The sequence below is a fragment of the Varibaculum cambriense genome, assembly GCF_022133705.1.
In the GTDB taxonomy this organism is placed as follows: Bacteria; Actinomycetota; Actinomycetes; order Actinomycetales; family Actinomycetaceae; genus Varibaculum; species Varibaculum cambriense_A.
Genome location: NZ_JAKNHJ010000002.1, coordinates 69,542 through 93,437 on the forward strand (window position 1 = coordinate 69,542; position 23,896 = coordinate 93,437).

General features: G+C 55.1%; 26 protein-coding genes. 21 read left to right on the forward strand and 5 right to left on the reverse strand.

Annotated features, from left to right (window positions below):
• Positions 1–46: 46 nt before the first annotated feature.
• From L0M99_RS01220 to L0M99_RS01230, 3 genes are all read right to left on the reverse strand, one after another.
• Positions 47–874, reverse strand: coding sequence for a MetQ/NlpA family ABC transporter substrate-binding protein (locus L0M99_RS01220; RefSeq protein ID WP_024059465.1), 828 nt, complete (start codon positions 872–874; stop codon positions 47–49).
• A 180-nt stretch (positions 875–1,054) separates the two neighbouring features.
• Complete coding sequence (locus tag L0M99_RS01225) at positions 1,055–1,795, reverse strand: methionine ABC transporter permease (RefSeq protein ID WP_024059464.1); 741 nt, start codon at positions 1,793–1,795, stop codon at positions 1,055–1,057.
• Positions 1,792–2,814 carry a methionine ABC transporter ATP-binding protein gene (locus L0M99_RS01230; RefSeq protein ID WP_024059463.1) on the reverse strand — a complete coding sequence of 341 codons (1,023 nt, stop codon included), beginning with the start codon at positions 2,812–2,814 and terminating at the stop codon, positions 1,792–1,794. The genes L0M99_RS01225 and L0M99_RS01230 overlap by 4 nt, the downstream gene beginning before the upstream one ends.
• A 337-nt stretch (positions 2,815–3,151) precedes the next feature.
• Here L0M99_RS01230 and L0M99_RS01235 point away from each other — a divergent pair, with 337 nt between their 5' ends.
• Entirely contained in the window at positions 3,152–4,456 is a 1,305-nt protein-coding gene (locus L0M99_RS01235; protein ID WP_024059462.1) for a TrpB-like pyridoxal phosphate-dependent enzyme, read from the forward strand.
• 45 nt (positions 4,457–4,501) lie between these two features.
• Here L0M99_RS01235 and L0M99_RS01240 read toward each other — a convergent pair whose 3' ends face one another.
• A complete protein-coding gene (locus L0M99_RS01240) occupies positions 4,502–6,067 on the reverse strand; it encodes an AMP-binding protein (RefSeq protein WP_238127482.1) in 1,566 nt (521 codons plus the stop codon).
• A gap of 425 nt (positions 6,068–6,492) precedes the next feature.
• Here L0M99_RS01240 and L0M99_RS01245 point away from each other — a divergent pair, with 425 nt between their 5' ends.
• The 3 genes from L0M99_RS01245 to L0M99_RS01255 all read left to right on the forward strand — a co-directional run bounded on the left by L0M99_RS01245 (position 6,493) and on the right by L0M99_RS01255 (position 10,954).
• Positions 6,493–7,584 (forward strand): 1,4-dihydroxy-2-naphthoyl-CoA synthase, encoded by a 1,092-nt coding sequence (locus L0M99_RS01245; RefSeq protein WP_024059460.1) that lies wholly within the window; start codon positions 6,493–6,495, stop codon positions 7,582–7,584.
• A gap of 113 nt (positions 7,585–7,697) precedes the next feature.
• Complete coding sequence (locus L0M99_RS01250) at positions 7,698–8,780, forward strand: o-succinylbenzoate synthase (RefSeq protein ID WP_024059459.1); 1,083 nt, start codon at positions 7,698–7,700, stop codon at positions 8,778–8,780.
• Positions 8,777–10,954, forward strand: coding sequence for a thiamine pyrophosphate-binding protein (locus tag L0M99_RS01255; protein WP_024059458.1), 2,178 nt, complete (start codon positions 8,777–8,779; stop codon positions 10,952–10,954). Before L0M99_RS01250 ends, L0M99_RS01255 begins: the two co-directional genes overlap by 4 nt.
• Before the next feature lie 8 nt (positions 10,955–10,962).
• Here L0M99_RS01255 and L0M99_RS01260 read toward each other — a convergent pair whose 3' ends face one another.
• Positions 10,963–12,345, reverse strand: coding sequence for an isochorismate synthase (locus L0M99_RS01260; protein ID WP_238127483.1), 1,383 nt, complete (start codon positions 12,343–12,345; stop codon positions 10,963–10,965).
• A 397-nt stretch (positions 12,346–12,742) separates the two neighbouring features.
• Here L0M99_RS01260 and rpsL point away from each other — a divergent pair, with 397 nt between their 5' ends.
• The 17 genes from rpsL (at position 12,743) to rpmC (ending at position 23,893) form a co-directional block, all read left to right on the forward strand.
• A complete protein-coding gene (gene rpsL, locus L0M99_RS01265) occupies positions 12,743–13,117 on the forward strand; it encodes a 30S ribosomal protein S12 (RefSeq protein ID WP_022864284.1) in 375 nt (124 codons plus the stop codon).
• A gap of 1 nt (position 13,118) precedes the next feature.
• Positions 13,119–13,589 carry a 30S ribosomal protein S7 gene (gene rpsG / locus L0M99_RS01270; RefSeq protein ID WP_022864283.1) on the forward strand — a complete coding sequence of 157 codons (471 nt, stop codon included), beginning with the start codon at positions 13,119–13,121 and terminating at the stop codon, positions 13,587–13,589.
• A gap of 21 nt (positions 13,590–13,610) precedes the next feature.
• Positions 13,611–15,764, forward strand: coding sequence for an elongation factor G (gene fusA / locus L0M99_RS01275; protein WP_238127484.1), 2,154 nt, complete (start codon positions 13,611–13,613; stop codon positions 15,762–15,764).
• Positions 15,765–15,892: 128 nt separating this feature from the next.
• Complete coding sequence (gene tuf, locus L0M99_RS01280; protein ID WP_024059455.1) at positions 15,893–17,083, forward strand: elongation factor Tu; 1,191 nt, start codon at positions 15,893–15,895, stop codon at positions 17,081–17,083.
• Positions 17,084–17,576: 493 nt separating this feature from the next.
• Entirely contained in the window at positions 17,577–17,798 is a 222-nt protein-coding gene (gene relB, locus L0M99_RS01285; protein WP_024059454.1) for a type II toxin-antitoxin system RelB family antitoxin, read from the forward strand.
• On the forward strand, positions 17,795–18,061 hold the full coding sequence (locus L0M99_RS01290) for a type II toxin-antitoxin system RelE family toxin (protein ID WP_024059453.1): 267 nt from the start codon (positions 17,795–17,797) through the stop codon (positions 18,059–18,061). Before relB ends, L0M99_RS01290 begins: the two co-directional genes overlap by 4 nt.
• A 61-nt stretch (positions 18,062–18,122) precedes the next feature.
• On the forward strand, positions 18,123–18,341 hold the full coding sequence (locus L0M99_RS01295; protein ID WP_238127485.1) for a hypothetical protein: 219 nt from the start codon (positions 18,123–18,125) through the stop codon (positions 18,339–18,341).
• A 516-nt stretch (positions 18,342–18,857) separates the two neighbouring features.
• The gene (rpsJ, locus tag L0M99_RS01300) at positions 18,858–19,166 is read left to right on the forward strand and encodes a 30S ribosomal protein S10 (protein ID WP_022864279.1); all 309 of its coding nucleotides are present in this window, start codon (positions 18,858–18,860) and stop codon (positions 19,164–19,166) included.
• An 11-nt stretch (positions 19,167–19,177) separates the two neighbouring features.
• The gene (rplC, locus tag L0M99_RS01305; protein WP_024059452.1) at positions 19,178–19,846 is read left to right on the forward strand and encodes a 50S ribosomal protein L3; all 669 of its coding nucleotides are present in this window, start codon (positions 19,178–19,180) and stop codon (positions 19,844–19,846) included.
• Between the two features lie 2 nt (positions 19,847–19,848).
• Positions 19,849–20,493: a 50S ribosomal protein L4 gene (rplD, locus tag L0M99_RS01310; RefSeq protein WP_024059451.1), complete on the forward strand. Its 645-nt coding sequence runs from the start codon at positions 19,849–19,851 to the stop codon at positions 20,491–20,493.
• A gap of 4 nt (positions 20,494–20,497) precedes the next feature.
• Complete coding sequence (rplW, locus tag L0M99_RS01315; RefSeq protein WP_024059450.1) at positions 20,498–20,803, forward strand: 50S ribosomal protein L23; 306 nt, start codon at positions 20,498–20,500, stop codon at positions 20,801–20,803.
• 14 nt (positions 20,804–20,817) lie between these two features.
• A complete protein-coding gene (gene rplB / locus L0M99_RS01320; RefSeq protein WP_024059449.1) occupies positions 20,818–21,654 on the forward strand; it encodes a 50S ribosomal protein L2 in 837 nt (278 codons plus the stop codon).
• Between the two features lie 14 nt (positions 21,655–21,668).
• Complete coding sequence (gene rpsS, locus L0M99_RS01325) at positions 21,669–21,950, forward strand: 30S ribosomal protein S19 (protein ID WP_024059448.1); 282 nt, start codon at positions 21,669–21,671, stop codon at positions 21,948–21,950.
• A 27-nt stretch (positions 21,951–21,977) separates the two neighbouring features.
• Positions 21,978–22,346: a 50S ribosomal protein L22 gene (gene rplV / locus L0M99_RS01330; protein ID WP_022864273.1), complete on the forward strand. Its 369-nt coding sequence runs from the start codon at positions 21,978–21,980 to the stop codon at positions 22,344–22,346.
• Positions 22,346–23,242 (forward strand): 30S ribosomal protein S3, encoded by an 897-nt coding sequence (rpsC, locus tag L0M99_RS01335; RefSeq protein ID WP_238127486.1) that lies wholly within the window; start codon positions 22,346–22,348, stop codon positions 23,240–23,242. The genes rplV and rpsC overlap by 1 nt, the downstream gene beginning before the upstream one ends.
• Before the next feature lies 1 nt (position 23,243).
• Positions 23,244–23,663 carry a 50S ribosomal protein L16 gene (gene rplP, locus L0M99_RS01340; protein ID WP_024059446.1) on the forward strand — a complete coding sequence of 140 codons (420 nt, stop codon included), beginning with the start codon at positions 23,244–23,246 and terminating at the stop codon, positions 23,661–23,663.
• Positions 23,663–23,893, forward strand: coding sequence for a 50S ribosomal protein L29 (rpmC, locus tag L0M99_RS01345; protein WP_022864270.1), 231 nt, complete (start codon positions 23,663–23,665; stop codon positions 23,891–23,893). The genes rplP and rpmC overlap by 1 nt, the downstream gene beginning before the upstream one ends.
• Positions 23,894–23,896: the final 3 nt, after the last annotated feature.

Sequence of the window (23,896 nt, forward strand, 5' to 3'; positions counted from 1 at the left end):
CTAGATTTCAGGCGATCAGATTTTTAAAGCCACTAGGTGAGTGGGATTAAAAACCAGGTAGCACTGCCTTGTTCGGCCAGGTTTTCTCAATGAAAGCCTTGACTTCCGGAGAGTGCAGTAAAGAATCCAGTTTCTTGATTGCCTCTACCTTTTCGGAATCCTTCTTCCAAACCAGGATATTCAGGGAAGGATTATTCTCGGTGGATTCCAAGATCAAGGCGTCAGAGGGCTCCTTGCCTCCAAGCTGAGCAAAGTTACCGTTGATGACGGCGATATCTACGTCGGCTAGGGCGCGTACCAACTGCGGCCCTTCCACTTCAGGCAGCTCAAAGCCGCGCGGATTGTATTCTTTGGATTTGGCAATCACCGATACTTTCTGCTGTTTTTCATCTTTCGGTAGCTTAATCAAGCCATTGTCAGCCAGTAAGTTTAGGGCACGTGCCTGGTTAGTGGGGTCATTGATGATCCCAATCTTGGCGCCGTCCTTCAGATCCTTAATATCCTTGAGCTTTTCAGAATAGATTCCTAGTGGCTCTAGGTGGATTCCCTTGCCGTGCTCGAACTGCCAGTTATTCTTGGCGGTCTGATCATCGAAGTAGGGAACCGTCTGATAATAGTTGGCATCCAGATCCCCAGAGTTCAGGGCTTCATTCGGCTGGACGTAGTCGGTGTATTCTTTGACTTCCAACTCAATGCCCTGCTTTTCAGCCAAGTTATCGGCCACGTAACGCAAGATCTTCGCATGCGGATCAGGGGAAGCCCCAACGATCAGTTTGGTGTCGCCGCCAGCAGAATCGCCGCCACCGCAAGCCGCAAGTCCCAGTGCTAAGCCAGCAGCTCCCGCTGCGGCCACAAGTTTCTTCCAAGTTTTCATTTTAAAATTCCTTATAAGTAGTTTTTTTAGGTAGTTTACAAAGTCTTATTGTCCGCCCTCGCCGGCGTCTACTAAACGGACGAGGGCGGGGCGTTTCCCCGGATACCTAGAGCAGAGCCAGGGCACAAAAGTTTTACCGAAAACCGCTAAGAGCGGTGAAAATCTCCGACTGGTTTTCCCTTAGCGGTGATCTACCAGCCGGCTAAGCATATCGCCTAGCCACTGCACGATAACTACAATCAACAGGATGTCGATCACCACGATTAGCATCACGTCACCCATAAACTGGTTGTAACCATAGTTTATGGCGAGAGCGCCCAGTCCGCCGGTACCCAAAGTACCGGCCATCGCGCCGTAACCAATCAGCGAAATCAAAGTAACGGTAACTGACTGGATGAGGGCGGGTAGCGCCTCGCGCACCTGCACCCCCATCATGATCTGCCAGTTAGAGGCGCCGGCCATTTTCGCGGCCTCTAGTTTGCCGCTTTCTACCCCTTGCACATTGGATTCCACCAGGCGGGCAAAGAACGGCGCCGCCGCCAGGGTTAACGGCACTACCGCCGCTTTCCACCCCAAAGTGGTGCCTACCAGTAGGCGAGTAAAAGGAAGAATCGAAATCATCAAAATGACGAAGGGTAGGGAACGCCCCACATTCACGATAAATCCCAGCACCGCGTAGAGTACGCGCGTGACTTTGGTACCTGAAAGTAGCCCCGCGGGAGCAGTCGCCACCAGCAGCAGGCCGATTGGCAATCCCAGCAGGATTGAGAATAATCCCGACCAAAGCGACATATAAATGGTTTCTAAAGTGGCCTCCAGCAGATTATTAGTAATCACCGGATTGGAAAACCAGCGTCCCGAGGCATCCGCAGCTAAGGGCATCATAGTCACAACCTGTGAGGTAGTAGCGATAAGACTCATGCTCGCACCTCCGTATAGATGTGATGATTTTCCATTTCGCGGATAAAAGCGTCCAGTCCTGTAGATTTCACCCCTACAGCTAAGCGGCCAACTTGCGTGGTTCCCACAGTCTCAAAGGTTCCGGCCACAATATCGCCACCCAATTGCGCCACCAGATCCATAACTTTCGACCCGGTGGGCACGCCCGGCGAGGAAGTAAAAGCAATATCCACTACCGCGGCGGGTTGACCATCTAAAGTTACTTCGTCATCAACATTGGGTGGCGGTACCAGGTCTTTTGCTAACCGTGAGGAGTGCGCCTTGACTACGTCCTCCACCGAACCGGTCTGCACAATTTTTCCGCCTTCTAGCAAAGTAACGTGAGTGCAAATCTCGCGGACTACACTCATCTCGTGGGTAATAATCACCACGGTTACACCCAGACGGTCATGTACATCCTTAATTAAATGCAGAATCTGCTGGGTGGATTCGGTATCCAAAGCGCTGGTGGGCTCATCGCACAGTAGCACTTGCGGTTCATCTGCAAGCGCGCGGGCGACCCCTACTCGTTGCTGCTGTCCCCCGGAAAGCTGGGAGGGATAAGAAGATCCCCGGTCATGCAGCCCCACCAAATCCAGAAGCTTTTGTACCCGATCATGGCGATCCCCGCGTTTTTGTCCCGCTAAATACAGGGGGTAGGCGATATTGCCGGCGGCAGTACGTGAATCCAGCAGGTTAGCCGCCTGGAACACCATGCCAATAGAGCGGCGCGCCTGACGCAAATGCTTTTCCGAAAGGGTGGAAAGATTCTGCCCCGCCACCAGGATTTCCCCCGAAGTAGGATGCTCCAGGGCAGTTAGGCAACGAATCAGCGTAGATTTTCCGGCCCCTGATTGCCCCACGATGCCGTGGATTTCTCCAGCACCAATTTTTAGGGAGATACCGTCGAGGGCGTGCAGCTTGTCCTGCTTCTTGCGGGGATAAATTTTATAGACATCCCGCAGCTCAATCAGCGGATTATCCGCTTTAGCGTTGCTCATAAGTTCCTTCCCATCGGTCCTGGCATTAGCACCGTCTTATCGGTTGCTGCAGTGCGCGAGCCAGGTCTCTGCACTGCTCTTGATGGCTACGTTCAGATTAAAGCCCCGAAAAGCAAAACACCAATTATTGAGACGGCTTGTAGTTGCTTTCACGTTTTCGTTAGCATGGAGCTATGAAAGAAACAGCGATCAAATCGATTCAGTGGTGGTGGCTCGCCTAGGCGGGTCCTTTCTTTCAGGCATTTATAGAACCCGCCAAGTGGCGGGTATTTTTTTGTCTCCCGCCAGCGGAAACTATTTAATAGAAGTGATATTTCATTGAGGAGCAAGAGAAGAGATGACTGATAACTCTAGAATCCAACCTTTAGGATTTCCGATCGATAGCCACATCCCTGCTCGCTGGTACAACCTGGCTGCGGACTTCCCGGAGCCGATGCCTCCCTATCTAAATCCGCAGACCCGGGAGCCCATCACCGCGAAAGATTTAGAGCCGTTATTTGCGCCCGGGCTCATCGAACTAGAGATGAGCAAGGAACGCTATATTGATATTCCCCAGCGAATCCGGGAACTGTACACCAATTTCCGTCCCGCACCCCTTTATCGCGCGCATAATCTGGAGCAAAAACTAGGCACTAAATGCCGCATCTACTACAAATATGAAGGCAATTCTCCGGCCGGGTCCCATAAACCGAACTCGGCATTAGCACAGGCCTACTACAATGCGGTGGCCGGGATTAAACGGCTCACCACGGAAACTGGTGCCGGGCAGTGGGGTGCTTCCCTGGCGATGGCCTGCTCCATGCTGGGAATGGACTGTGAAGTATGGCAGGTACGTTCCTCCTATGATCAAAAGCCCTATCGGCGGATGCAAATGGAAACCTACGGCGCGAAATGTTGGAGTTCGCCCTCCGATCGCACCGAGGCCGGGCGCCGTATCCAAGCCGAAAACCCCGATACTTCCGGTTCTCTAGGGATGGCGATTTCGGAGGCAGTCGAATCTGCGGTTTCGGACCCGCAAGCTCACTACGCTTTGGGCTCGGTAATGAATCAAGTGATTATCCACCAGACGGTGATTGGTCTGGAATCACAAGCCCAACTGGCGAAAGCCGGGGAATCCGGCGCAGACTTCATTTTCGGTTGCGCTGGCGGTGGCTCTAACCTGGGCGGTCTGGCTACTCCCTTTATCGGCGAGAATCTGCGCGAAGGCAAGAACGCCCGGGTAGTGGCTTGTGAACCGGCTGCCTGTCCTTCGCTCACACAAGGCGAATATCGTTATGACTTTGGGGATATGTCGGGGCTGACGCCGCTAATGAAGATGTATACCCTGGGGCATGAGTTCGTACCGGATCCTATTCACGCTGGTGGTTTGCGTTATCACGGGATGGCACCGATGGTGTCTCACGCCTATCACTTGGGATTGATGGAGGCACGTGCCTATCCGCAAGAAGAAACCTTTGCAGCTGGCCTAGAGTTCGCGCGTGCCGAGGGGATTATTCCGGCTCCCGAATCTACCCACGCGATTGCCGGCGCGCTGGACTTTATCCGTTCGGGGGAGGCTCGTGACGGCCAGGTACTCTTGATCGGACTTTCCGGTAACGGGGTGCTCGATTTGGCTGCCTATCACCAGGTGCTAAAGAAGTAACTGAACTTACGGCAGCGGCGGCGGGGTTTTCCTCGCCGCCGCTAGCTATTTGCGCCAGGTGCGATTTTGTTTATCGAGGACGCGAACGGCTGCTTCTAGGGCGAGACGATCTAGTTTTCCGCTGGGCAGCAGAGGAAAGTGAGGGAGCAGCACCGCCGCGCGGGGCAGATGTGAGGACGGCAAGTACTCTCTAAGGGATTCCCGCAGGTTGCCGCCTAACTGGGCAAGGTTGGGGGCAGCGGTGGGTTCTGCGGCAGGCAAAGCGGCAGAAGAAAAAACAGCGCAAAGTATCTGTCCCCATTCCTCATCCTTAAGGGCACAAAACTCGATCCCGGGAAAACCTACTTGTTCGGCAGCGCGGGTCACCAGCGGTAAAGAGATATTTTCCCCACCAGAAATAATGGTGTCATCCAGGCGGCCGAGCACCTCTAAATGAGCAGGGCTGGACATGTCGATAATGACAGCCCCCTCCCCGAGCGATTCTTGGGGATGTTTCCTTCGTTCGTTCCCAAAAACTATCTTGCCCGTATCATTGGTGGCCAGCCAGGATGTACCGGAAAACTCGCGGATTTCTGGATCCGATTCTGCCTCCAAATAACCGTTCATCAAAGTGGGGGTAGCCAGCCAAATCCTGCCCGCGTTGACCGCCACTTTAACTCCGGGCAGGGGAACGCCGTCATAGACGCAGCCCCCGCAAGTTTCGGTCATCCCGTAGGTGGTGACCAGGTTTAACCCCGCCTCGCGCCCAGCGGAAAGTAGTGAGGAGGAAATATGGGCACCCCCAACCAGGATTGCAGAACATATCCGCAAAGCTGCAGTTGTTTCTGTATCGGCGAGGGCGCGGCGCAGCTGAGTGGGAACCAGCGATAGATAGATGGGAAGGTTACCCGAGGGAATGATTTCCAGTGCTTCCCGGAGTCGCGAGAGCTTAAAACCGCCGGTCATATCGATAGTTACCGGTTCAGTTCCGCCCGCGTAAGCGCGGGCAATCACCTGGAAACCGGCGATATGGTCACGCGGGAGCGCCGACACCCAGATACCGTTACCCCCCAACCGCTGGGCGGTCGCCTGATGGGATGCCCGCAAAGCCTCCAGGGATATCCCCACCAAGCGTCCTCCGGGTTTCGTAGACCCCGAGGTGGAAAGTATAAAACTGACCTGGCTAGGCAGGCGGCGTAGACGCTGTGCTTGCTGGAGCGCCCAAGAGCGGGACAGGCGCTCGGTGCGCGCCGGGAAAAATACTGGGTTGTAATCAGCCAGTATCCTTAACGCGAAAAAAGGTTTCGCAGGTTCGGCAACCGCTGATAAATCAATAGTGGGTAGGGAAGTGAAACTATCCGGCCAGAGGGCGGCGCGCAGCGCGGTAAAGAACAATTTATCCCGATCGGGGTTATCGGATACCGGTAAGAAAACCAGCGGCCGCGCGGCAGAATCCTCAGCGTTTTCTCCCAGTTCCTTCCCTGCACTCAGTTCGCTTTGCAACCAGACAATCTGCGGAACAGCTTCTTCGCTAATCTGGATAGCTTTATCGCTATTGTCGCCCTGAGGAGCTAATACTTCACAAGCTGCCCGAGCCTTAATGCTCGGTGGGGGAACAATGCGCAAAGTCAACCTCCGAAAATAACCGTTACCGCTCAGTCTATCGCCACTCCCGGCTATCCGAATTCAAGTGCAGGGGCTAGGTTTGCCTTCCGCAACGGGTCGGGCCGTAAAAGCGCTCGGGGGACCCCGGTGAGCCTTGCTTCGCTCAGCTCAAGCCCCCTCTCGCATCTTTTACAGCTCGACCCTTACGTAGGTCATACCAGCCAGCGTGGAGCCTAGGTTTTATCCGAGTGGGCGCGGTGGGCATAAGGATTCGGAAAACGCCGCTACGTTTTCCGAATTCTTGGGCGGGAGGAAAAACCTAGGCTTTGCGCGGAAAATGTGGGAGGAAAAACTTCTCTTCCCGCGCACAGAGCGCGAGGCAAAACCTAGGCTCTGCGCAGAAATGACAATACAAGGAAATCGGGTAGCAGATTGCGCGATAGGGTGGGGGTATGAGCCAGCTTGCACATGTTTCTGATACTTTCGACGCGCAGCGTTGGGTTCCAGTTCCGGGCTTTGAAAAGCTAACTGACCTGACTTTTCACCGGGCGGTCGTGAAAGCGGGAGGGGCGGATAATCCTGCTTTAGCGTCCTCGTGCGACTTGAAAGAGCATCAAAAGCCCTATAAGCCGGGGCGGGATCGCTATCAGCTAACTGACTTAGCCGCCACCGAATTGGCTGATCGCGGAGAAAATGGGGGTAAACTTCCAGTTTTGCGAATTGCGTTCGATCGCCCGCAGGTGCGTAATGCTTTCCGTCCGCATACGGTAGATGAACTGCTGGCTTGTCTGGAATATGCGCGCAGCGCCGCCGATGTGGCAGCGATAATCCTCACCGGGAATGGGCCAAGCGACTCCGATGGTGGCTACAGCTTTTGTTCCGGTGGTGACCAGCGGATTCGCGACCGAGGCGGATATCGCTACGAGCAGGAGGGCGCCGATCCGGATGTGGAAGTTTCCCAGCGGCGCCAGAATTTAGATTTGGCACGGACTGGACGCTTGCACATTCTGGAGGTGCAGCGCCTGATTCGAGCGATGCCGAAACCGGTGATTGCAGCGGTTCCCGGGTGGGCTGCCGGGGGCGGACACTCCCTGGTGGTGGTATGTGACCTGGCGCTGGCCAGCGTAGAACATGCCCGTTTCAAACAAACTGACGCGAATGTAGGATCCTTTGATGCCGGATATGGTTCAGCATTACTGGCGCGGCAGGTCGGGGACAAACGCGCGCGGCAAATCTTTTATCTGGCGAACACCTATGATGCCCGGCAAGCCGAAGAATGGGGAGTTATCAACGCGGCAGTGCCGCATCTCCAACTAGAGACCGTGGCGCTCGAGTGGGCGCTGACTGTAGCCCGCAAATCCCCGCAGGCTATCCGGATGTTGAAATATGCATTTAACCTGGCAGATGATGGTTTGCTGGGGCAGCAACTATTCGCCGGGGAGGCAACTCGTTTGGCTTATAGCACCGATGAAGCCGAGGAGGGGCGGCGTGCCTTTTTGGAGCATCGGGAACCGGATTGGACATCTTTCCCTTATTACTATTAGGTTTTTTGACGCAGATAGGTCGACAATAGGAAACGTTAGAGTTAACCGGTCAGTGCCAGGTCAAGTGCTATTTGTGTAAATAGAAGGATTCGAAAGACAACAAGGAAAACGTGATGGCAGGAAACATAAGCGACCCGATGCTAGTGGAGGTACCGCAGGTACAAGTCAGTGACCTGGGTAAACTATTTGAAAACTCTGAGTTTCCCGCGATCGACATTGACCAGGCGTTGGTATATTCCTTGCCGCTGGTCAACCGCTTCCGCCGAATAATTGTGCGCGAGGGCGTGCTGTTGCGTTCCGGCAACCGGTGGGGAGAGTTCGCGCCTTTTTGGGATTATGGGCCGCACGAATCAAAACGATGGCTATGGTCAACCGTCAACGCCCTCACCGAGCCTGAGCCGCAGATAGTGCGAGACAGTGTTCCCGTGAATGTGACCGTGCCGGTGGTATCCCCTAAACGCGCCACGGAAATTGTGGAGCAAAGCGGAGGCTGCCGGACTGCGAAAGTTAAAGTAGCAGATCGGGGCACGGAACTTGCCGATGATGTAGAACGGATAAAAGCCGTGCGCGCCGCCCTCGAAAACCAATTCGGCGGAAACTATCGGATTCGGGTAGATGCTAATGGCGCGTGGAACCTGGCGGAAGCAAAGGAAGCGATAGCGGCCTTAGACGAGGCAGCTGGAGAATTGGAATATGTAGAGCAGCCCTGCAAGAGCGCCCGGGAACTACTGGAATTGCGGGGCGCAACTTCGGTGCCCATCGCGGTTGATGAGCTGATTCGCCGCTCCCCAGATCCACTCGCCGATTTGCCGGCAGGCTGTGCGGATGTGATGGTGGTGAAAATCCAGCCCCTGGGGGGAGTCTCGGCGGTTATTGATTTGGCGAAGAAAGCCAATGAACGCGGCCTGGAAGTGGTGGTTTCTTCCGCAGTTGATAGTGCGGTAGGTATCGGATTAGGGGTGCGCGCCGGAGCAGCAATGACCCGGCTTCCCCATGCCTGTGGCCTGGCCACCAGCCAGCTACTAAAATCCGATGTTTCCCGCCAGCCCTGGCAGGTACGGGACGGTCAACTAGAGGTACGGGAAGTAGAAATAAACACCGACTTAATTAGTGCTCCTGACAACGATAATCGCCGAGATCTGGTTAACCGTTGGAGTCAGCGGATGCGGGACGTAGCGGAGGTAGCTAGTCGGTGAGCGACGTTTCTTTTCCCTCCACCTCCTCGTGTAGCTCCCAAAATAATCAATCCCCAGACCTGGCGGGAGGGCACCTAGAATCAGCCACCTCCTTGGCGCGCCTAGTGCTCAGCGAGTTGGTGCGCGCGGGGGTGCGTGATTTCGTGATTTGTCCGGGTTCTCGTTCTGCGCCCCTAACCTATGCTTTGGCAGCGTTAGAACAGGCAGGGGTGGTGCGTACCCATGTGCGCCTGGATGAGCGTTCTGCGGCTTTCTTCGCGCTGGGACTGGCCAAATCCGGTATCTATAAGGACGAGGACGCAGCTTACAATCCGGTAGCCCTAGTGGTCACTTCGGGGACTGCAGTGGCGGAGTTGCATGCCGGATTGCTGGAGGCTTTCCACTGCGGTATCCCGCTGATTGTCTTGAGCGCCGATCGTCCCCGTACCGCTCGCGGTACCGGAGCGAACCAAACTACCTGGCAGGAAAGGATTTTTGGGACTGCCTGCCCGGCGGCTCTAGATATCGACGCTAGCGAGGACGCCCTGCCAGTAGTAAAAGACCGTTTGAATGCAGCTCTCGCTCAGGCCGGGGGACCCGGGGAGGGCGGACACGGGCAGCGCTGCCCGCTACATATCAATTTGTGTTTTGCGCCGCCCTTGGTGACTTCAAATACTTGGCAGATTCCCCCCGAGCTGCAAGCTCTTACCTTAGAGCAAGGGCAAAGCGCGCCCTCCTCGCAGTCATCTTGGAAAAATCAGATAGTTGCGGATGGTGAGGGTGAACCTCCCCGAAAAAACGCAAAAACCGTGGTGGTTTTGGCCGATCAATGTCCTCCGCAGGTGACGCGGACAGCGCAAAGTTGGGGGCTCCCGGTGTTGGCGGAACCAACAGTTACCCTGAAACCGGGCAACGCGGTGCAGATCGCGCATGCTCCGCAGGTGCTTCCTGCCCTCGCTGATGAAATAGAGCAGGTGATTATAGCTGGTCATGCCACTTTGTCGCGTCCGATAAGTGCGTTGCTTTCCCGGGACGATATTCCTATCTATTGCCTGCCTAGTTTAGGAGCGAAAACTAATCTCACCGGAGAATATGTTTCTACCACCACCGCGCAGGTAGATTCCGTTTTTCCCGCGGCCGCTAGCCCTGCCTGGTTGGCACGATGGCGCCAGGCAGCGCAAGCGGTCGAACGTGCCTACCGCACAGGTGTTGATCGTCGGGCAGTAACCGTGTGGCAAAACGCCAACTACGCGGCGATCGATCCCCGAGAATTGCCGCAGGTAGCGAAGGATATACCGGTTACGCCCTCGGAAAAAATACCTAATCTCGGTTTTGCTACCGCCGGTGAAGAGAAACACGGCGAGAATGAAGCTGCCCACCGCCTCCGTATGTCCCTTCCCGAAAGCGCTCCGGAACTAGAAGGTAGCCTGCGGGAACTGGAAATGGGGATCGATCCCTACGCTTTCGCCCGTATTTATGAGGATGTGTATGACGCGTGGGTTAACCGTGACCCTGATTCAGCTCGGGACAGTGGAACGAAGGCTAAAAAAGCTCTAAACGGCGCGGATAATCTCCTGGATAGCGGCGCCGTAGGCAGCGGTGAGAGCATACCTGCCCAGCTAGACGATAAGCAGGTGAGTGCTGCCGGTGCTCCTCCGCTGACTATGCTCGGTGCCTCTAATACGATTCGTGCTTTCGATTTGGCAGCGCGGGGAGATCGGGGGATTACCTATTGCGCGAATCGCGGCTTGGCAGGGATCGATGGAAATATCGCGACTGCCTTGGGACTAGCCTCCGGAACCGGGCAGGCGGTGCGGCTGATCGCCGGAGATTTAACTTGCCTGCATGATTTAACCGGGTTGCTCACCGGGGCATTGGAGGCCGCGCCGGTCTTACAGGTGTTGGTACTCAGCGATGGGGGAGGACGCATTTTCTCTACCCTTGAACACGGTGAACAGGAGAACCAGAAAGTCTTTGACCGCTATTTTTTGACGCCGCAAGATTTCGACCTTTCCTTGCTCGCGGCTGGTTTGGGTTGGGATTACCGCTGCGCAAACGACATAGAGGAACTGAAAAGGATTCTGTGCGAGAATCCGCGCCGGGAAATCGTGGAGATTAATGCTTATTTGCCGGATTTGCGGGCTCGCCGTGCCGCTTTAGAATCTGAAATCCGCCGGGAACTAGCTGCCCTTTGACCCAAGTTTTACGCCTGGAGGGCGCGGTAGAGAGGTGACATTTTGGTTTCGGTTTCGGCCAGTTCGCGCTGGGGATCAGAATCTGCCATGATTCCCGCCCCAGCTATCAGTCGGTAAGTGTCAGCGCGAGCAGGGTTGCGCTGCGCGCACCGCAGGGCAATCGCCCACTCGCCCTCGCCACCAGCATCCATCCAACCGATTGGGGCGGCGTAACGGCGCCGATCCATAGCTTCGAGGGCGGACAGACGTTCGGCAGCAACTTCGCGGGGTTTGCCACAAACTGCTGCCGTGGGATGGAGCGCCGCTGCCGCACGCAGAGAAGTAACTGCCTGTTCTGCAAGGTTCTCGGCGGTAATATCGGTTGCCAAATGGGTAACATACCCCAGGTGCAGCAGGCGCGGGGCAGGTACCTGTAAATCTAAGTTCAGTTCGGTCAGCGATTCCTGGGCGCTTTGTACCGCTAAGCGATGCTCTAACTGCTCTTTGGGGTCGTTTAACAGACGTTGTTCCTGGGAAGGAACGGCGGAGCCTGCGAGGACGCGACATAGCAGCTTCCCTTCATTTACACTAGCTAGCATTTCGGGGCTGGCTCCCACCAGGTCACCAATCGCATAAGTCCAGCAAGTAGGGTATTTGTCGGCCAAGTATTTGGTGACCCTGGTCAAGGAAACATCGCGGTCAAAGGCTAGTTCTTTATCCCGGGCAAGCACGATTTTTTCCGCGCTTCCGGCGCGGATTTCTGCTACCGCGCGCCCGACTGCCGCCTTCCAGGCTTCTGGTTTTAAATGGGGGTACGTTTCGCGAAGTACCTGCGCCGGGCTGGAAGGCGATAGCGGGGATGATTGAGCAGTATGCGCTGCTGTAGGCTTCTCCGCTTCCTGTGCATTCGCCCGGCGTCCTTGGAAATCTGCTTGCCTTGCCTGCCAGCGAGCTTGCCACAGCCAGGTGTGAGAGCCGCTGGAAACTACCGCTAAAGTCGGCACTAGTAGCAGTGAGGGGGTAGTGGCAGTAAATCCGAAACTGCCCAAAACTAGCGGCCAGTTTAGCTTTCCTGCTTCCGTATGCTTGACCCCCGTACTTCCCTCTGAAATGTCGCTCGAGTTACCAGCAGTATTCTGAGCGTGCTTGCACAAATCCCGCCACGCGTCCTCGGCTTTAGAAAAAGCATTATCGCCGCTAAAACTGGCCTGCCAAGCGATTCCTAAACCTGCTAACTTGAGCCTCGACCCGCTCCAAACGGTAAAGGTATCCGGGGAAGTGCTTTCCGTTGAAACTAGCCGATGGTTTTGCTCTAAAAGCCCTATTACCTGCTCTAAGTGGCATTCATAATCGCTTAGCCGGGAGACACGGTATTGCAAAACTCCGTTTACAGGCAGGCTAGATGGACGCACGATTCCCCATAATATGCCAGGAAGCTAGCCGACACGAACCTACCGGTAATATCGGCAAACGATCCCGGAACTCTAGCTTTGCACATGTAATCAGTCACAAAAGAGCGGTTATTGTTTAATCCGGTTTGACCAGCAATAGGGGGGCTGACTAACTTTAAACATGGTGCCCGCGATACCGGGCTCCGAACTAGCCGGATTTTCTGGCGCGGGCTCTTTTCCGTTGAGCTCCGGACGTTAAGGGTAAGTCAGTTAGGCGCGATCCGCTGACCACCTAGGCAAGCATCCTGTGCAGCCTTAACCTGGCGGGCCGGCCCCGGCGGTGCAGCATGCCCGTTTTCGGGGCTGATATCTTGGTACCGCGTGGCAAGTGTTTCGACATTAAGTAACAGGAGAAGTAGTGCCTACCATCCAACAGTTGGTCCGCAAAGGACGCTCAACTAAGAAGGCGAAGAGTAAAACTCGTGCGCTAAAGGGCTCGCCCCAGCGTCGCGGCGTTTGCACTCGTGTTTACACCACCACCCCGAAGAAGCCGAACTCGGCATTGCGGAAAGTGGCGCGTGTTCGCCTGTCTAGCGGCATTGAAGTGACCGCTTACATCCCCGGCGAGGGACACAATCTGCAAGAACACTCCATTGTGCTGGTGCGCGGTGGACGTGTAAAGGATCTGCCCGGTGTGCGTTTCCACATCGTGCGCGGCGCGCTGGACACCCAGGGTGTGCGTGACCGTGGCCAGGGTCGGTCCAAGTACGGCGCGAAGAAGGAGAAGAAGTAGTATGCCTCGTAAAGGTCCAGCTCCCAAGCGCCCTTTGGCAGTTGATCCGGTTTATAACTCGACCATTGTTACCCAGTTGGTCAATCGGGTGCTGCTAGACGGCAAGAAATCTTTGGCGGAACGTATCGTTTACGGTGCGCTCGAGGGCGTACGTGAACGTACCGAGCAGGAACCGGTAAGCGTGCTCAAACGAGCTCTAGAAAATGTTCGTCCTGCTCTAGAGGTTCGTTCTCGCCGTGTCGGTGGCGCCACCTATCAGGTACCGGTGGAAGTGCGCCCGGCGCGCGCGACCACTTTGGCGCTGCGTTGGCTGGTTGATTTTTCGCGGCAGCGCCGCGAAAAAACCATGACCGAACGCCTCATGAACGAAATTTTGGATGCTTCTAACGGCTTGGGTGCTGCGGTGAAGCGTCGTGAAGATATGCACAAGATGGCGGAGTCCAACAAGGCTTTCGCTCATTACCGCTGGTAAACCTAACCGGAAGGAACGATTGTGGCATTAGAAGTGCTTGCTGACCTATCTCAGGTTCGCAACATCGGCATCATGGCACACATTGATGCTGGTAAAACCACTGTAACTGAACGCATCCTGTACTACACGGGCATCAACTACAAGATTGGGGAAACCCATGATGGTGCCGGCACCATGGACTGGATGGAACAGGAAAAAGAACGCGGAATCACCATTACCTCCGCGGCAACTACCTGCTTTTGGAACGGTAAGCAGATTAACATCATTGATACCCCTGGTCACGTTGACTTTACTGTTGAGGTAGAGCGCTCCCTGCGCGTCCTCGACGGTGCAGTTGCCGTTTTCGACGGCAAAGAGGGCGTAGAGCCCCAGTCGGAAACCGTTTGGCGTCAGGCGGATAAGTATGACGTTCCCCGTATTTGCTTCGTCAATAAGATGGACAAACTGGGTGCGGACTTCTACTACTCGGTTAAGACTATTGAAGACCGTCTGCACGCCAAGCCGGTAGTGATGGTACTGCCGATTGGTGCTGAGGCCGAGTTTAAAGGGGTTGTTGATTTGCTGGAAATGAAAGCAATCTACTTCCCCGAGACTTTCAGCGCCGAGCAGGCTGAGAAAGCCGGCGGTAAGGTTAAAGAAGGCGACCCCACATTGGGGGCAATCTTAGAATACGGCGAGATTCCTGCTGATCTGCAGGCTCGCGCGGAAGAGTACCGCGAGAAACTGATTGACGCGGCCGCGGAAGCTAACGATGAATTGATGGAGGCTTACCTGGAAAACGGGGAGCTTACCAACGAACAGATCATCGCGGGTATTCGCGAACTCACTTTGAAGAGCGAAATTTACCCGGTGTTCGCGGGTAGCGCTTTCAAGAACAAGGGTGTACAGCCGGTTCTCGATGGCGTTTTACGTTACCTGCCTTCGCCGTTGGATGTTCCCGCTCTTGAGGGACATCTACCCAGCGATGAAGAAAAGACGGTGCTTTGTCCTCCGGATAATGAGGCTCCTTTCGCTGCTTTAGCGTTTAAGATTGCCGCGCATCCTTTCTACGGCAAACTGACATACGTGCGAATTTATTCTGGGCAGATTAAGGCCGGGTCTAACCTGGCCAACGCCACCAAGGATAAGAAAGAGCGCGTTGGCAAGATTTTCCAGATGCACTCCAATAAGGAAAATCCGATTGAGGTCGCACATGCCGGTAACATTTACGCCTTCGTGGGTTTGAAAGACACCACCACTGGCGATACCTTGTGCGACAGTGACCATCCGGTAGTTTTGGAATCTATGAACTTCCCGGATCCGGTTATTCACGTGGCTATCGAGCCTAAGACCAAGGCTGACCAGGAGAAGCTAGGCATTGCGATTCAGCGCCTGGCGGAAGAAGACCCGACCTTCACCGTCCGCCTAGATGACGAGACCGGCCAGACCGTGATTGGCGGTATGGGCGAGCTCCACCTGGACGTACTGGTAGACCGGATGAAACGCGAGTTTCACGTGGAAGCAAATGTGGGCGCACCGATGGTTGCCTACCGCGAAACCATCCGTAAGACGGTCGAGGATGTAGAGTACACTCACAAGAAGCAGACCGGTGGTTCCGGCCAGTTCGCAAAGGTACTGGTCACTTTCGAACCGCTCCCTACGGATGCGGAAGAACCATACGAGTTTGTAAACAAGATTACCGGTGGACGTATTCCTCGCGAATACATTCCTTCGGTAGACCAGGGCATTCGCGAATCCATGGAGGGAGGCGTCTTGGCTGGTTACCCGCTAACCGGTATTAAGGCGACCTTGACGGATGGTGCTTACCATGACGTCGACTCTTCGGAAATGGCATTCAAGATTGCCGGTAACATGGTTTTGAGGGAGGGTGCACGTCGCGCTAAGCCCGTATTGCTCGAACCGATTATGGCCGTTGAGGTCAGAACTCCGGAAGAGTACATGGGTGACGTGATGGGCGATCTTTCCTCTCGCCGCGGATTTATTCAGTCCATGGACGATGTCAATGGAGTGAAAGAAGTCCGGGCAAAGGTTCCGCTGTCGGAAATGTTTGGGTATGTGGGCGACTTGCGTTCAAAGACGCAGGGTCGCGCCGTTTACACGATGCAGTTTGACAGCTACGATGAGGTCCCCCGCTCAGTTGCTGAGGAAATCATTGCTAAGACCCGAGGCGAATAGCCCTCGCGGGTGCCTTTTATTTTGTTAAAAATCACAGATAAACCCGTAGGAGATCATTCGCGTTGGGTGTTAACCTTTACTTTGACAACCAAGCGATAGATAACTACCCGAGTCCAGGAGGACATTAAGTGGCTAAGGCTAAGTACGAGCGGACTAAACCGCACGTTAACATTGGTACTATTGGGCACGTTGACCACGGCAAGACCACCTTGACCGCGGCTATCACCAAAGTGCTGCATGACACCTATCCGGAACTGAATGCATTTACTCCTTTCGAGGACGTAGACAACGCTCCGGAAGAACGTGAACGCGGGATTACCATTAACGTTTCCCACGTTGAATACCAGACTGAGAAGCGTCACTACGCACACGTAGACGCCCCCGGTCACGCCGACTACATCAAGAACATGATTACCGGCGCAGCCCAGATGGATGGAGCCATCTTGGTGGTTGCCGCAACTGACGGCCCCATGGCTCAGACTCGTGAGCACGTACTGCTCGCTCGTCAGGTGGGCGTTCCCGCCATCCTGGTCGCTCTGAACAAGTGCGACATGGTTGACGACGAAGAAATGCTGGAACTGGTTGAGGAAGAATGCCGCGACCTGCTGTCCAGCCAGGACTTCGATGGCGATAACGCTCCGATCATCCAGGTGTCTGCTTTGAAGGCGCTCGAGGGCGACGAAAAGTGGGTTGGCCAGGTTCAGAAGCTGATGGAAGCGGTTGACGAATACATTCCGGAACCGGTTCGCGATCTGGACAAGCCCTTCTTGATGCCGGTTGAGGACGTATTCACCATTACCGGTCGTGGCACTGTGGTTACCGGTCGTGTTGAGCGCGGTACCCTTCCGCTGAACTCCGAAGTGGAAATCCTGGGTATTCGCGATCCTCAGAAGACCACCGTTACCGGTATCGAGACCTTCCACAAGTCTATGGATACTGCTGAAGCTGGTGACAACACCGGTCTGTTGCTGCGTGGTATCAAGCGTGAAGACGTTGAGCGCGGCCAGGTTGTGGTTGCTCCCGGTTCTATCACCACCCACACCAAGTTTGAAGGTCAGGTCTACATTCTGAAGAAGGACGAAGGTGGCCGCCACAAGAGCTTCTACTCTGGCTACCGTCCCCAGTTCTACTTCCGTACCACCGACGTTACCGGCGTTATCACCCTGCCCGAGGGCAAGGAAATGGTTATGCCCGGTGACACCACCGAAATCTCGGTAGAGCTCATTCAGCCTATCGCTATGGAGGTTGGCCTCGGCTTCGCTATTCGTGAAGGTGGCCGCACCGTTGGTTCTGGTCGTGTAACCAAGATCGATCTGTAAACTAATCAACGATTAGTTTCTAATCTTTTCAGTTGTGCCTGGGAGTTAACTCCCAGGCACAACTTTTTTAATTGTCCTTCAGTTGGGGCAAGCGGCGGGGGATAGTTTTTCCTCCCACCCAAGAATTTGAGAAACGTAGCGACGTTTCCCAAATTCTTATGCCCACCGCACCTACTCGGATAAAACCTCCCCCCGCATGCGGTACGGTGTTCTGCACCCGTAAGTGCTGCGGCTGTAAATGGGCTGACCAGGTAAAAATGCGAGAGGGGGCTAGATCCGAGCGAAGCAAGGCTCACTGGGGTCCCCCGAGCGCTTTTACAGCGGCAGCCCCAATGTCAGGTGGGGATTATCTCCACTTTTGCGCGAGATAATACCCCTACCGCCACGATGTCAACCCGGTTACGGCACTATGTCATTGGAAAAAAGCCGACACCCTTGATGTGTTTGCCCATAACCGGAATACTATGAAGTTAAGGAAAGGGGAGATTGTATTATGCCGATATCTATTAGTTTGACTGACGAAGAACAACGTCTAGCCTCCAGCTATGCGCGCATTCATTCAATCTCTCTTGGCGATGCCTTTAAACAGGCGTTCTTTGAGCGGCTTGAAGATGAATACGACTTACAAATAGCGCGCGAAGCTCTTGAAGAATACGAGCGCGATGGCCGCAAATCACGTCCCATTGAAGAACTATGGGAAGAGTGCGGTCTATGAGATGGACCCTGCAAACATCGAAACGCTTTGATAAAGACTTTAAAAAGCTTGACCGTAACACACAACGCATCATAAAGGGATGGATCACTAAGCATATTTCCGGTACCGAAAACCCACGCGCCCTCGGAAAAGCTTTAACGGGAAATCTAGCTGGATTATGGCGCTATCGGATTGGGGATTATCGGCTTATAGTCGAAATCAAAGATGACCGCTTTGTTATTCTTGCACTCTTCATAAGACATCGGCGCGAAATCTATCGCTAACCCCCACAGCAGGAGTTGATGCCCAGCATCTGTTAATTCCTGTTACTTCAAAGCGGCGTTTATGCGCGGAAATTTTCGCCAAGGGAAACGCGGGGGAGGGGAAAATGGCGATATTTATTCCGAGGACGAGTTGGAGGTGGCGGCGACCTGTCGGAAATTCCGACAGGTCGCCGTTAATGAGAGCAAGAAAGGTCGAGCGCGGCGCTCCCTGATTGCGGCAGACAGTTTCACCGCGCCCACTCGGATAAATTTTTCCCGCTCAAGTATGGTGCCTGCGTAAGGGTATTTCTTGGCAGGCTGCGCGGGAACTAGGTTTTATCCGATTAGGCTAGGCGGGCGTATAACTCTGAAAATGCGTAGAGCATTTTTAGAGTTTTTGGGCGGGAGGAAAAACCTAGTTTCCGCGCAGGATATTACTAAAAGCAACCCTTGCGCGGCAGAAAATAAGTGCTGCGACACGCCCGGATGCGGGGACGTGGGGTCATTCACATGAGTGCAGCTTGAAAGGGTTCGAGGCGGCGCGTTAGAGTTGTTTACTGGCTCTAGTTGAAAGGTGCGCAGCGCGTACCCGCTCTCCTAGCGCCCGGTAGCAAGAACGCAGGAATCGATTCGTGCCTGGTGAAACAGTTCGCCGGGGAGCACGCAGATCACCTCCCTAATATGTTTTAGGGCTTTTTGCGCTTGTCACCGGCTAAGTTCGCCCCTGCGGGCTTGGCGCAAGCAAGGGAGGAAATCCCCTGGCAGGCCCGGGATAATCACCGGGGAAACATCTACGGAAGAAGAAGAGGTAGACGGAATGGCGGGACAGAAAATCCGCATCCGGCTGAAGTCATATGACCATCAGGTCATTGACTCGTCCGCGAAAAAGATCGTGGAAACGGTCCAGCGCGCGGGCGCCACAGTGGTAGGCCCAGTACCTTTGCCGACCGAAAAGAACACGTTCACCGTGATTCGGTCGCCACACAAGTACAAGGACAGTCGTGAGCAGTTTGAAATGCGTACGCACAAACGACTCATCGATATTGTCGACCCGACGCCTAAGGCAGTCGATTCGCTAATGCGTCTCGATTTGCCCGCTGACGTAAACATCGAGATCAAACTCTAAGGATAATAATTATGACCACGCAGACCCAGCCGGCTGCCGCAGTACCCACCAGGGCACTTCTCGGCCGCAAGCTAGGCATGACGCAGGTTTGGGACGAAGACGGAAAAGTCGTTCCCATCACCGTCGTGCAGGTCGACAAGAACGTGGTGACGCAGGTCCGTGACCAAGAAACCGATGGCTACACAGCCATTCAAATCGGTTTTGGCCAGATTGACCAGCGCAAAGTCACCAAGCCCCTTGCCGGCCATTTCAATAAAGCAGGCGTCAGCCCCCGTCGCCACCTGGTAGAGGTGCGCACTGGCGGAGATGACGAATTCACTCTTGGCCAGGAACTGGCTGCCGACATTTTTGAAGTCGGCCAGAAAGTGGATGTTACCGGAAAGACCAAAGGTAAAGGCTTCGCCGGGGTTATGAAACGCCACGGCTTTGCCGGTGTTTCTGCCTCCCATGGTGCTCACCGTAACCACCGTAAACCTGGTTCTATCGGCGCTTGCGCCACCCCCGGACGCGTATTCAAAGGCCTACGCATGGCCGGACGCATGGGTGGGGATCGCCGTACCATCCAAAATCTTAAAGTTCAGGCAGTCGATGCCGAAAAAGGCATTGTCTTGGTTACCGGGGCTATTCCCGGCCCCAAGGGCGGCATTGTCCTGATTCGTAGTGCAGTGAAAGGTGCGTAACTATGACTAATCTTTCGCTAAACGTAACTGATCCCGCTGGTAAGCAAGTTGGCAGCGTTGATCTGCCCGCCAGCATTTTTGATCGGGATCCCAATATCGCTTTAATGCACCAGGTAGTTAACGCCCAGCTGGCAGCGGCTCGTCAGGGTACTCACTCCACGAAGACCCGTGGTCGGGTGCGTGGTGGCGGCAAGAAGCCGTGGCGTCAGAAAGGCACCGGCCGGGCTCGTCAAGGCTCCATTCGCGCACCGCAGTGGCGTGGTGGCGGAGTAGCCCATGGCCCACAACCGCGCGACTACTCCCAGCGTACCCCCAAGAAGATGAAGGCGGCGGCTCTAGCTTGCGCTTTGTCTGATCGGGTACGCAAGGATCGTATGCATCTCGTATCTCAGTTGGTGGCCGGGGATACCCCTTCCACCAAAGCGGGTCGCGAACATATCGAATCCCTGGTAGATCAGCGTTACGTTCTGGTAGTGCTGAGCCGCTCGGAAGAAGAACAGGTATTGTCAGTGCGTAACCTGCCGCAGGTACATCTGCTCATGGTTGACCAGCTCAACACCTATGACGTACTCAACAATGAGGACGTTATCTTCACTGAGGCCGCGATTCGCCAGTTCATCTCCGACAAGACCGGACAGGAGGCGTAAAGCAATGGCACTCGAGGTTACTAAGAACCCGCGGGATATTATTTACCGCCCGATCGTCTCGGAAAAAGCCTATGGCCTAATGGATCAGGGTAAATACACTTTCGAGGTAGACCCCAAAGCCAATAAGACCGAGATTCGGATTGCCATCGAAAAAATCTTCGATGTGAAAGTAAAGACCGTAAATACGATTGCGCGCAAAGGTAAGCGGGTACGTACTCGCACCGGATATGGCAAGCGGAAAGATGGCAAACGCGCCATTATTACCCTCGCTGAAGGCACAATCGATATCTTCAACGAAGCGTCTGCGTAAGGGGTGAACAAGTAATGGGTATTCGTAAATACAAGCCGACTACTCCCGGGCGTCGCTTCGCGTCGGTTTCCGATTTCGCGGAAATCACCCGCGACCATCCGGAGAAGTCTCTGCTGCGTCCTATCCACAAAACCGGTGGACGTAACAATGACGGCCGTATCACTTCCCGCCGGCGTGGCGGGGGACATAAGCGCCGTTACCGCGTGATCGATTTCCGTCGTCACGACAAAGATGGGGTGCCCGCAAAGGTTGCCCACATCGAATATGATCCGAACCGCAGCGCCAATATCGCCCTTCTGCACTATGCAGATGGCGACAAGCGTTACATCATTGCCCCCAATAAGTTGCATCAGGGCGACCGGATAGAACAGGGGCCGGCTGCTGATATTAAGCCTGGCAATTGTTTGCCCCTAACCAACATTCCGTTGGGTACCGTGATTCACGCAGTGGAAATGCGTCCTGGCGGGGGAGCGAAGATTGCTCGCAGCGCGGGAGTTTCCGTGCAGCTGGTGGCGAAAGAAGGCAAATATGCCCAGCTGCGGATGCCTTCCGGGGAAATCCGTAACGTGGAGGCTGCTTGCCGCGCCACCATCGGCGAGGTTGGTAACTCTGACCACGGCAATATCAACTGGGGTAAAGCCGGACGGATGCGCTGGAAGGGCAATCGTCCCAAGGTACGTGGTGTGGTAATGAACCCGGTTGATCACCCGCACGGTGGCGGCGAAGGCCGTACTTCCGGTGGTCGTCACCCGGTTAGCCCCTGGGGTAAGCCCGAGGGTCGTACCCGCCGTCCGAATAAAGCCAGCGATCGCCTGATTGTGCGTCGTCGGCGGACCGGCAAGAAGCGTTAGGTAGGAGATAAATCATGGCACGTAGCCTAAAGAAGGGTCCTTTCGTCGACGACCATTTGATGAAAAAAGTCGACGCTCTGAATGACGCCAATAAAAAGTCGGTTATCAAGACCTGGTCACGCCGCTCTATGATTACCCCCGATTTTATTGGGCACACTATCGCGGTACACGACGGACGCAAACACGTTCCGGTGTACATCACCGAAAACATGGTTGGTCACAAGTTGGGCGAATTTGCTCCTACTCGTACCTTCCGCGGACATGACAAGGACGACCGAAAGGCACGCCGCCGCTAGGCGCGCCGGAAGAGAAAGAAGGCAAAGATGGAAGGCATGGCGAAAGCGCGTTTCGTGCGCTCTACGCCGCAGAAGTCGCGTCGCGTCGTGAACATGATTCGCGGCAAGAACGCCCTCGAGGCCTACGACATCCTGCGTTTCGCTCCGCAAGCGGTCGCAACTGATGTTCGCAAGGTGCTTCGCAGCGCAATGTACAACGCCGCCGCTAAAGCAGATCGGTCTGGCGACAAAGAAACGTTTGCGGAACTGAAGGTTTCGCGGGCATACGTAGATGAAGGCCCCACGATGAAGCGATTCCGTCCGCGCGCGCAAGGGCGTGCTGGGCGAATCCTTAAACGGACCAGCCACATTACGATCGAAGTTTCTGACGGCAAACAGGAAGAGGAGAACGACTAATGGGACAAAAGGTTAGCCCTACCGGTTTTCGGCTAGGTATTACCACCGATCACCGTTCCCGCTGGTTCTCGGACTCCACTAAGCCGGGACAGCGTTACAGTGATTTCGTAGATGAAGATGTGCGCATTCGTAAGGTCATGGAAAGGAGCCTGGAGCGCGCCGGGATTTCGCAGATCGATATTGAACGCACCCGCGATCGGGTACGGGTTGATTTGCATACCGCTCGCCCCGGTATCGTTATTGGCCGGCGTGGCGCTGAGGCAGATCGCCTGCGTGGCGATTTGGAGAAGCTCACCGGTAAGCAGGTGCAGCTGAACATCCTCGAGGTTAAGAATCCCGAGATCGATGCGCAGCTAGTGGCGCAAGGGATCGCGGAACAGCTTGCGGCACGCGTATCGTTTAGGCGCGCAATGCGTAAAGGTATGCAGTCGGCGCTACGCGGGGGAGCCCTCGGGATCCGGGTGCAGTGCTCTGGCCGTCTGGGCGGGGCAGAAATGTCACGTTCAGAGTTTTACCGCGAAGGTCGGGTGCCGTTGCATACGCTGCGCGCCCTGATCGATTACGGCTTCTATGAAGCTCACACCACTTTCGGACGCATCGGCGTGAAAGTGTGGATTTATAAAGGCGATCTCACAGAAACCGAATTCGCCCGGAAACAGGCGGAATCCGGTGGACGCGGCGGACGCGGAAGCGGACGTCGTGGCCGCGCAGGTCGGGATGGCGGACGCGGCGGCCGGCGCGGACGGGGCGAGGGCCGGCAAGAGGCCGCTGCCCAGGCACCGGCGGGAAACGCCGAGGCTACGTCCTCGGAAAAAGAGGCACCCGCGGCTGAGGCTCCTGCTGAAAAGCCGGTAGCCGACGCCGAGAAGCCGCAAGAAAACGGAACGGAGGAGTAACGTGTTAATTCCTCGTAGGACTAAATGGCGCAAACAGCATCGCCCCAACCGTAAGGGCATGGCTAAGCGCGGTACCGAACTGGCGTTCGGCGAATACGGCATTCAGGCTCTCGATCACGCCTATATCACCAACCGGCAGATCGAAGCCGCTCGTATCGCGATGACACGCTACATTAAGCGCGGCGGTAAAGTGTGGATCAACATTTTCCCCGACCGTCCGCTGACCAAGAAGCCGGCTGAAACTCGTATGGGTTCTGGTAAAGGCTCTCCTGAATGGTGGGTGGCTCCGGTCAAACCTGGTCGCGTACTGTTCGAATTGGCGGGCGTGTCTGAAGACATCGCTCGGGAAGCTATGAGCCGCGCGCAGCACAAGCTGCCGATTAAGACCCGGTTCATTAGTCGTGAAGGCGGTGATCAGTAATGGCTAAGGGCCTTAAAATGTCTGATTTGGATTTGCTGGACGAAGAACAGCTTTCCCAGAAACTAGACGAAGCTAAGACCGAGCTGTTCAATCTGCGTTTCCAGCTGGCCACCGGTGCTGGTGAGGATCGCGGTCAGATCGGGCAGTTGCGTCGCGATATTGCCCGCATTTACACCATCGCTAGAGAGCGGGAGCTCGGTATTCGTACCGCTCCGCAGGCTGAGGAGTAGGAT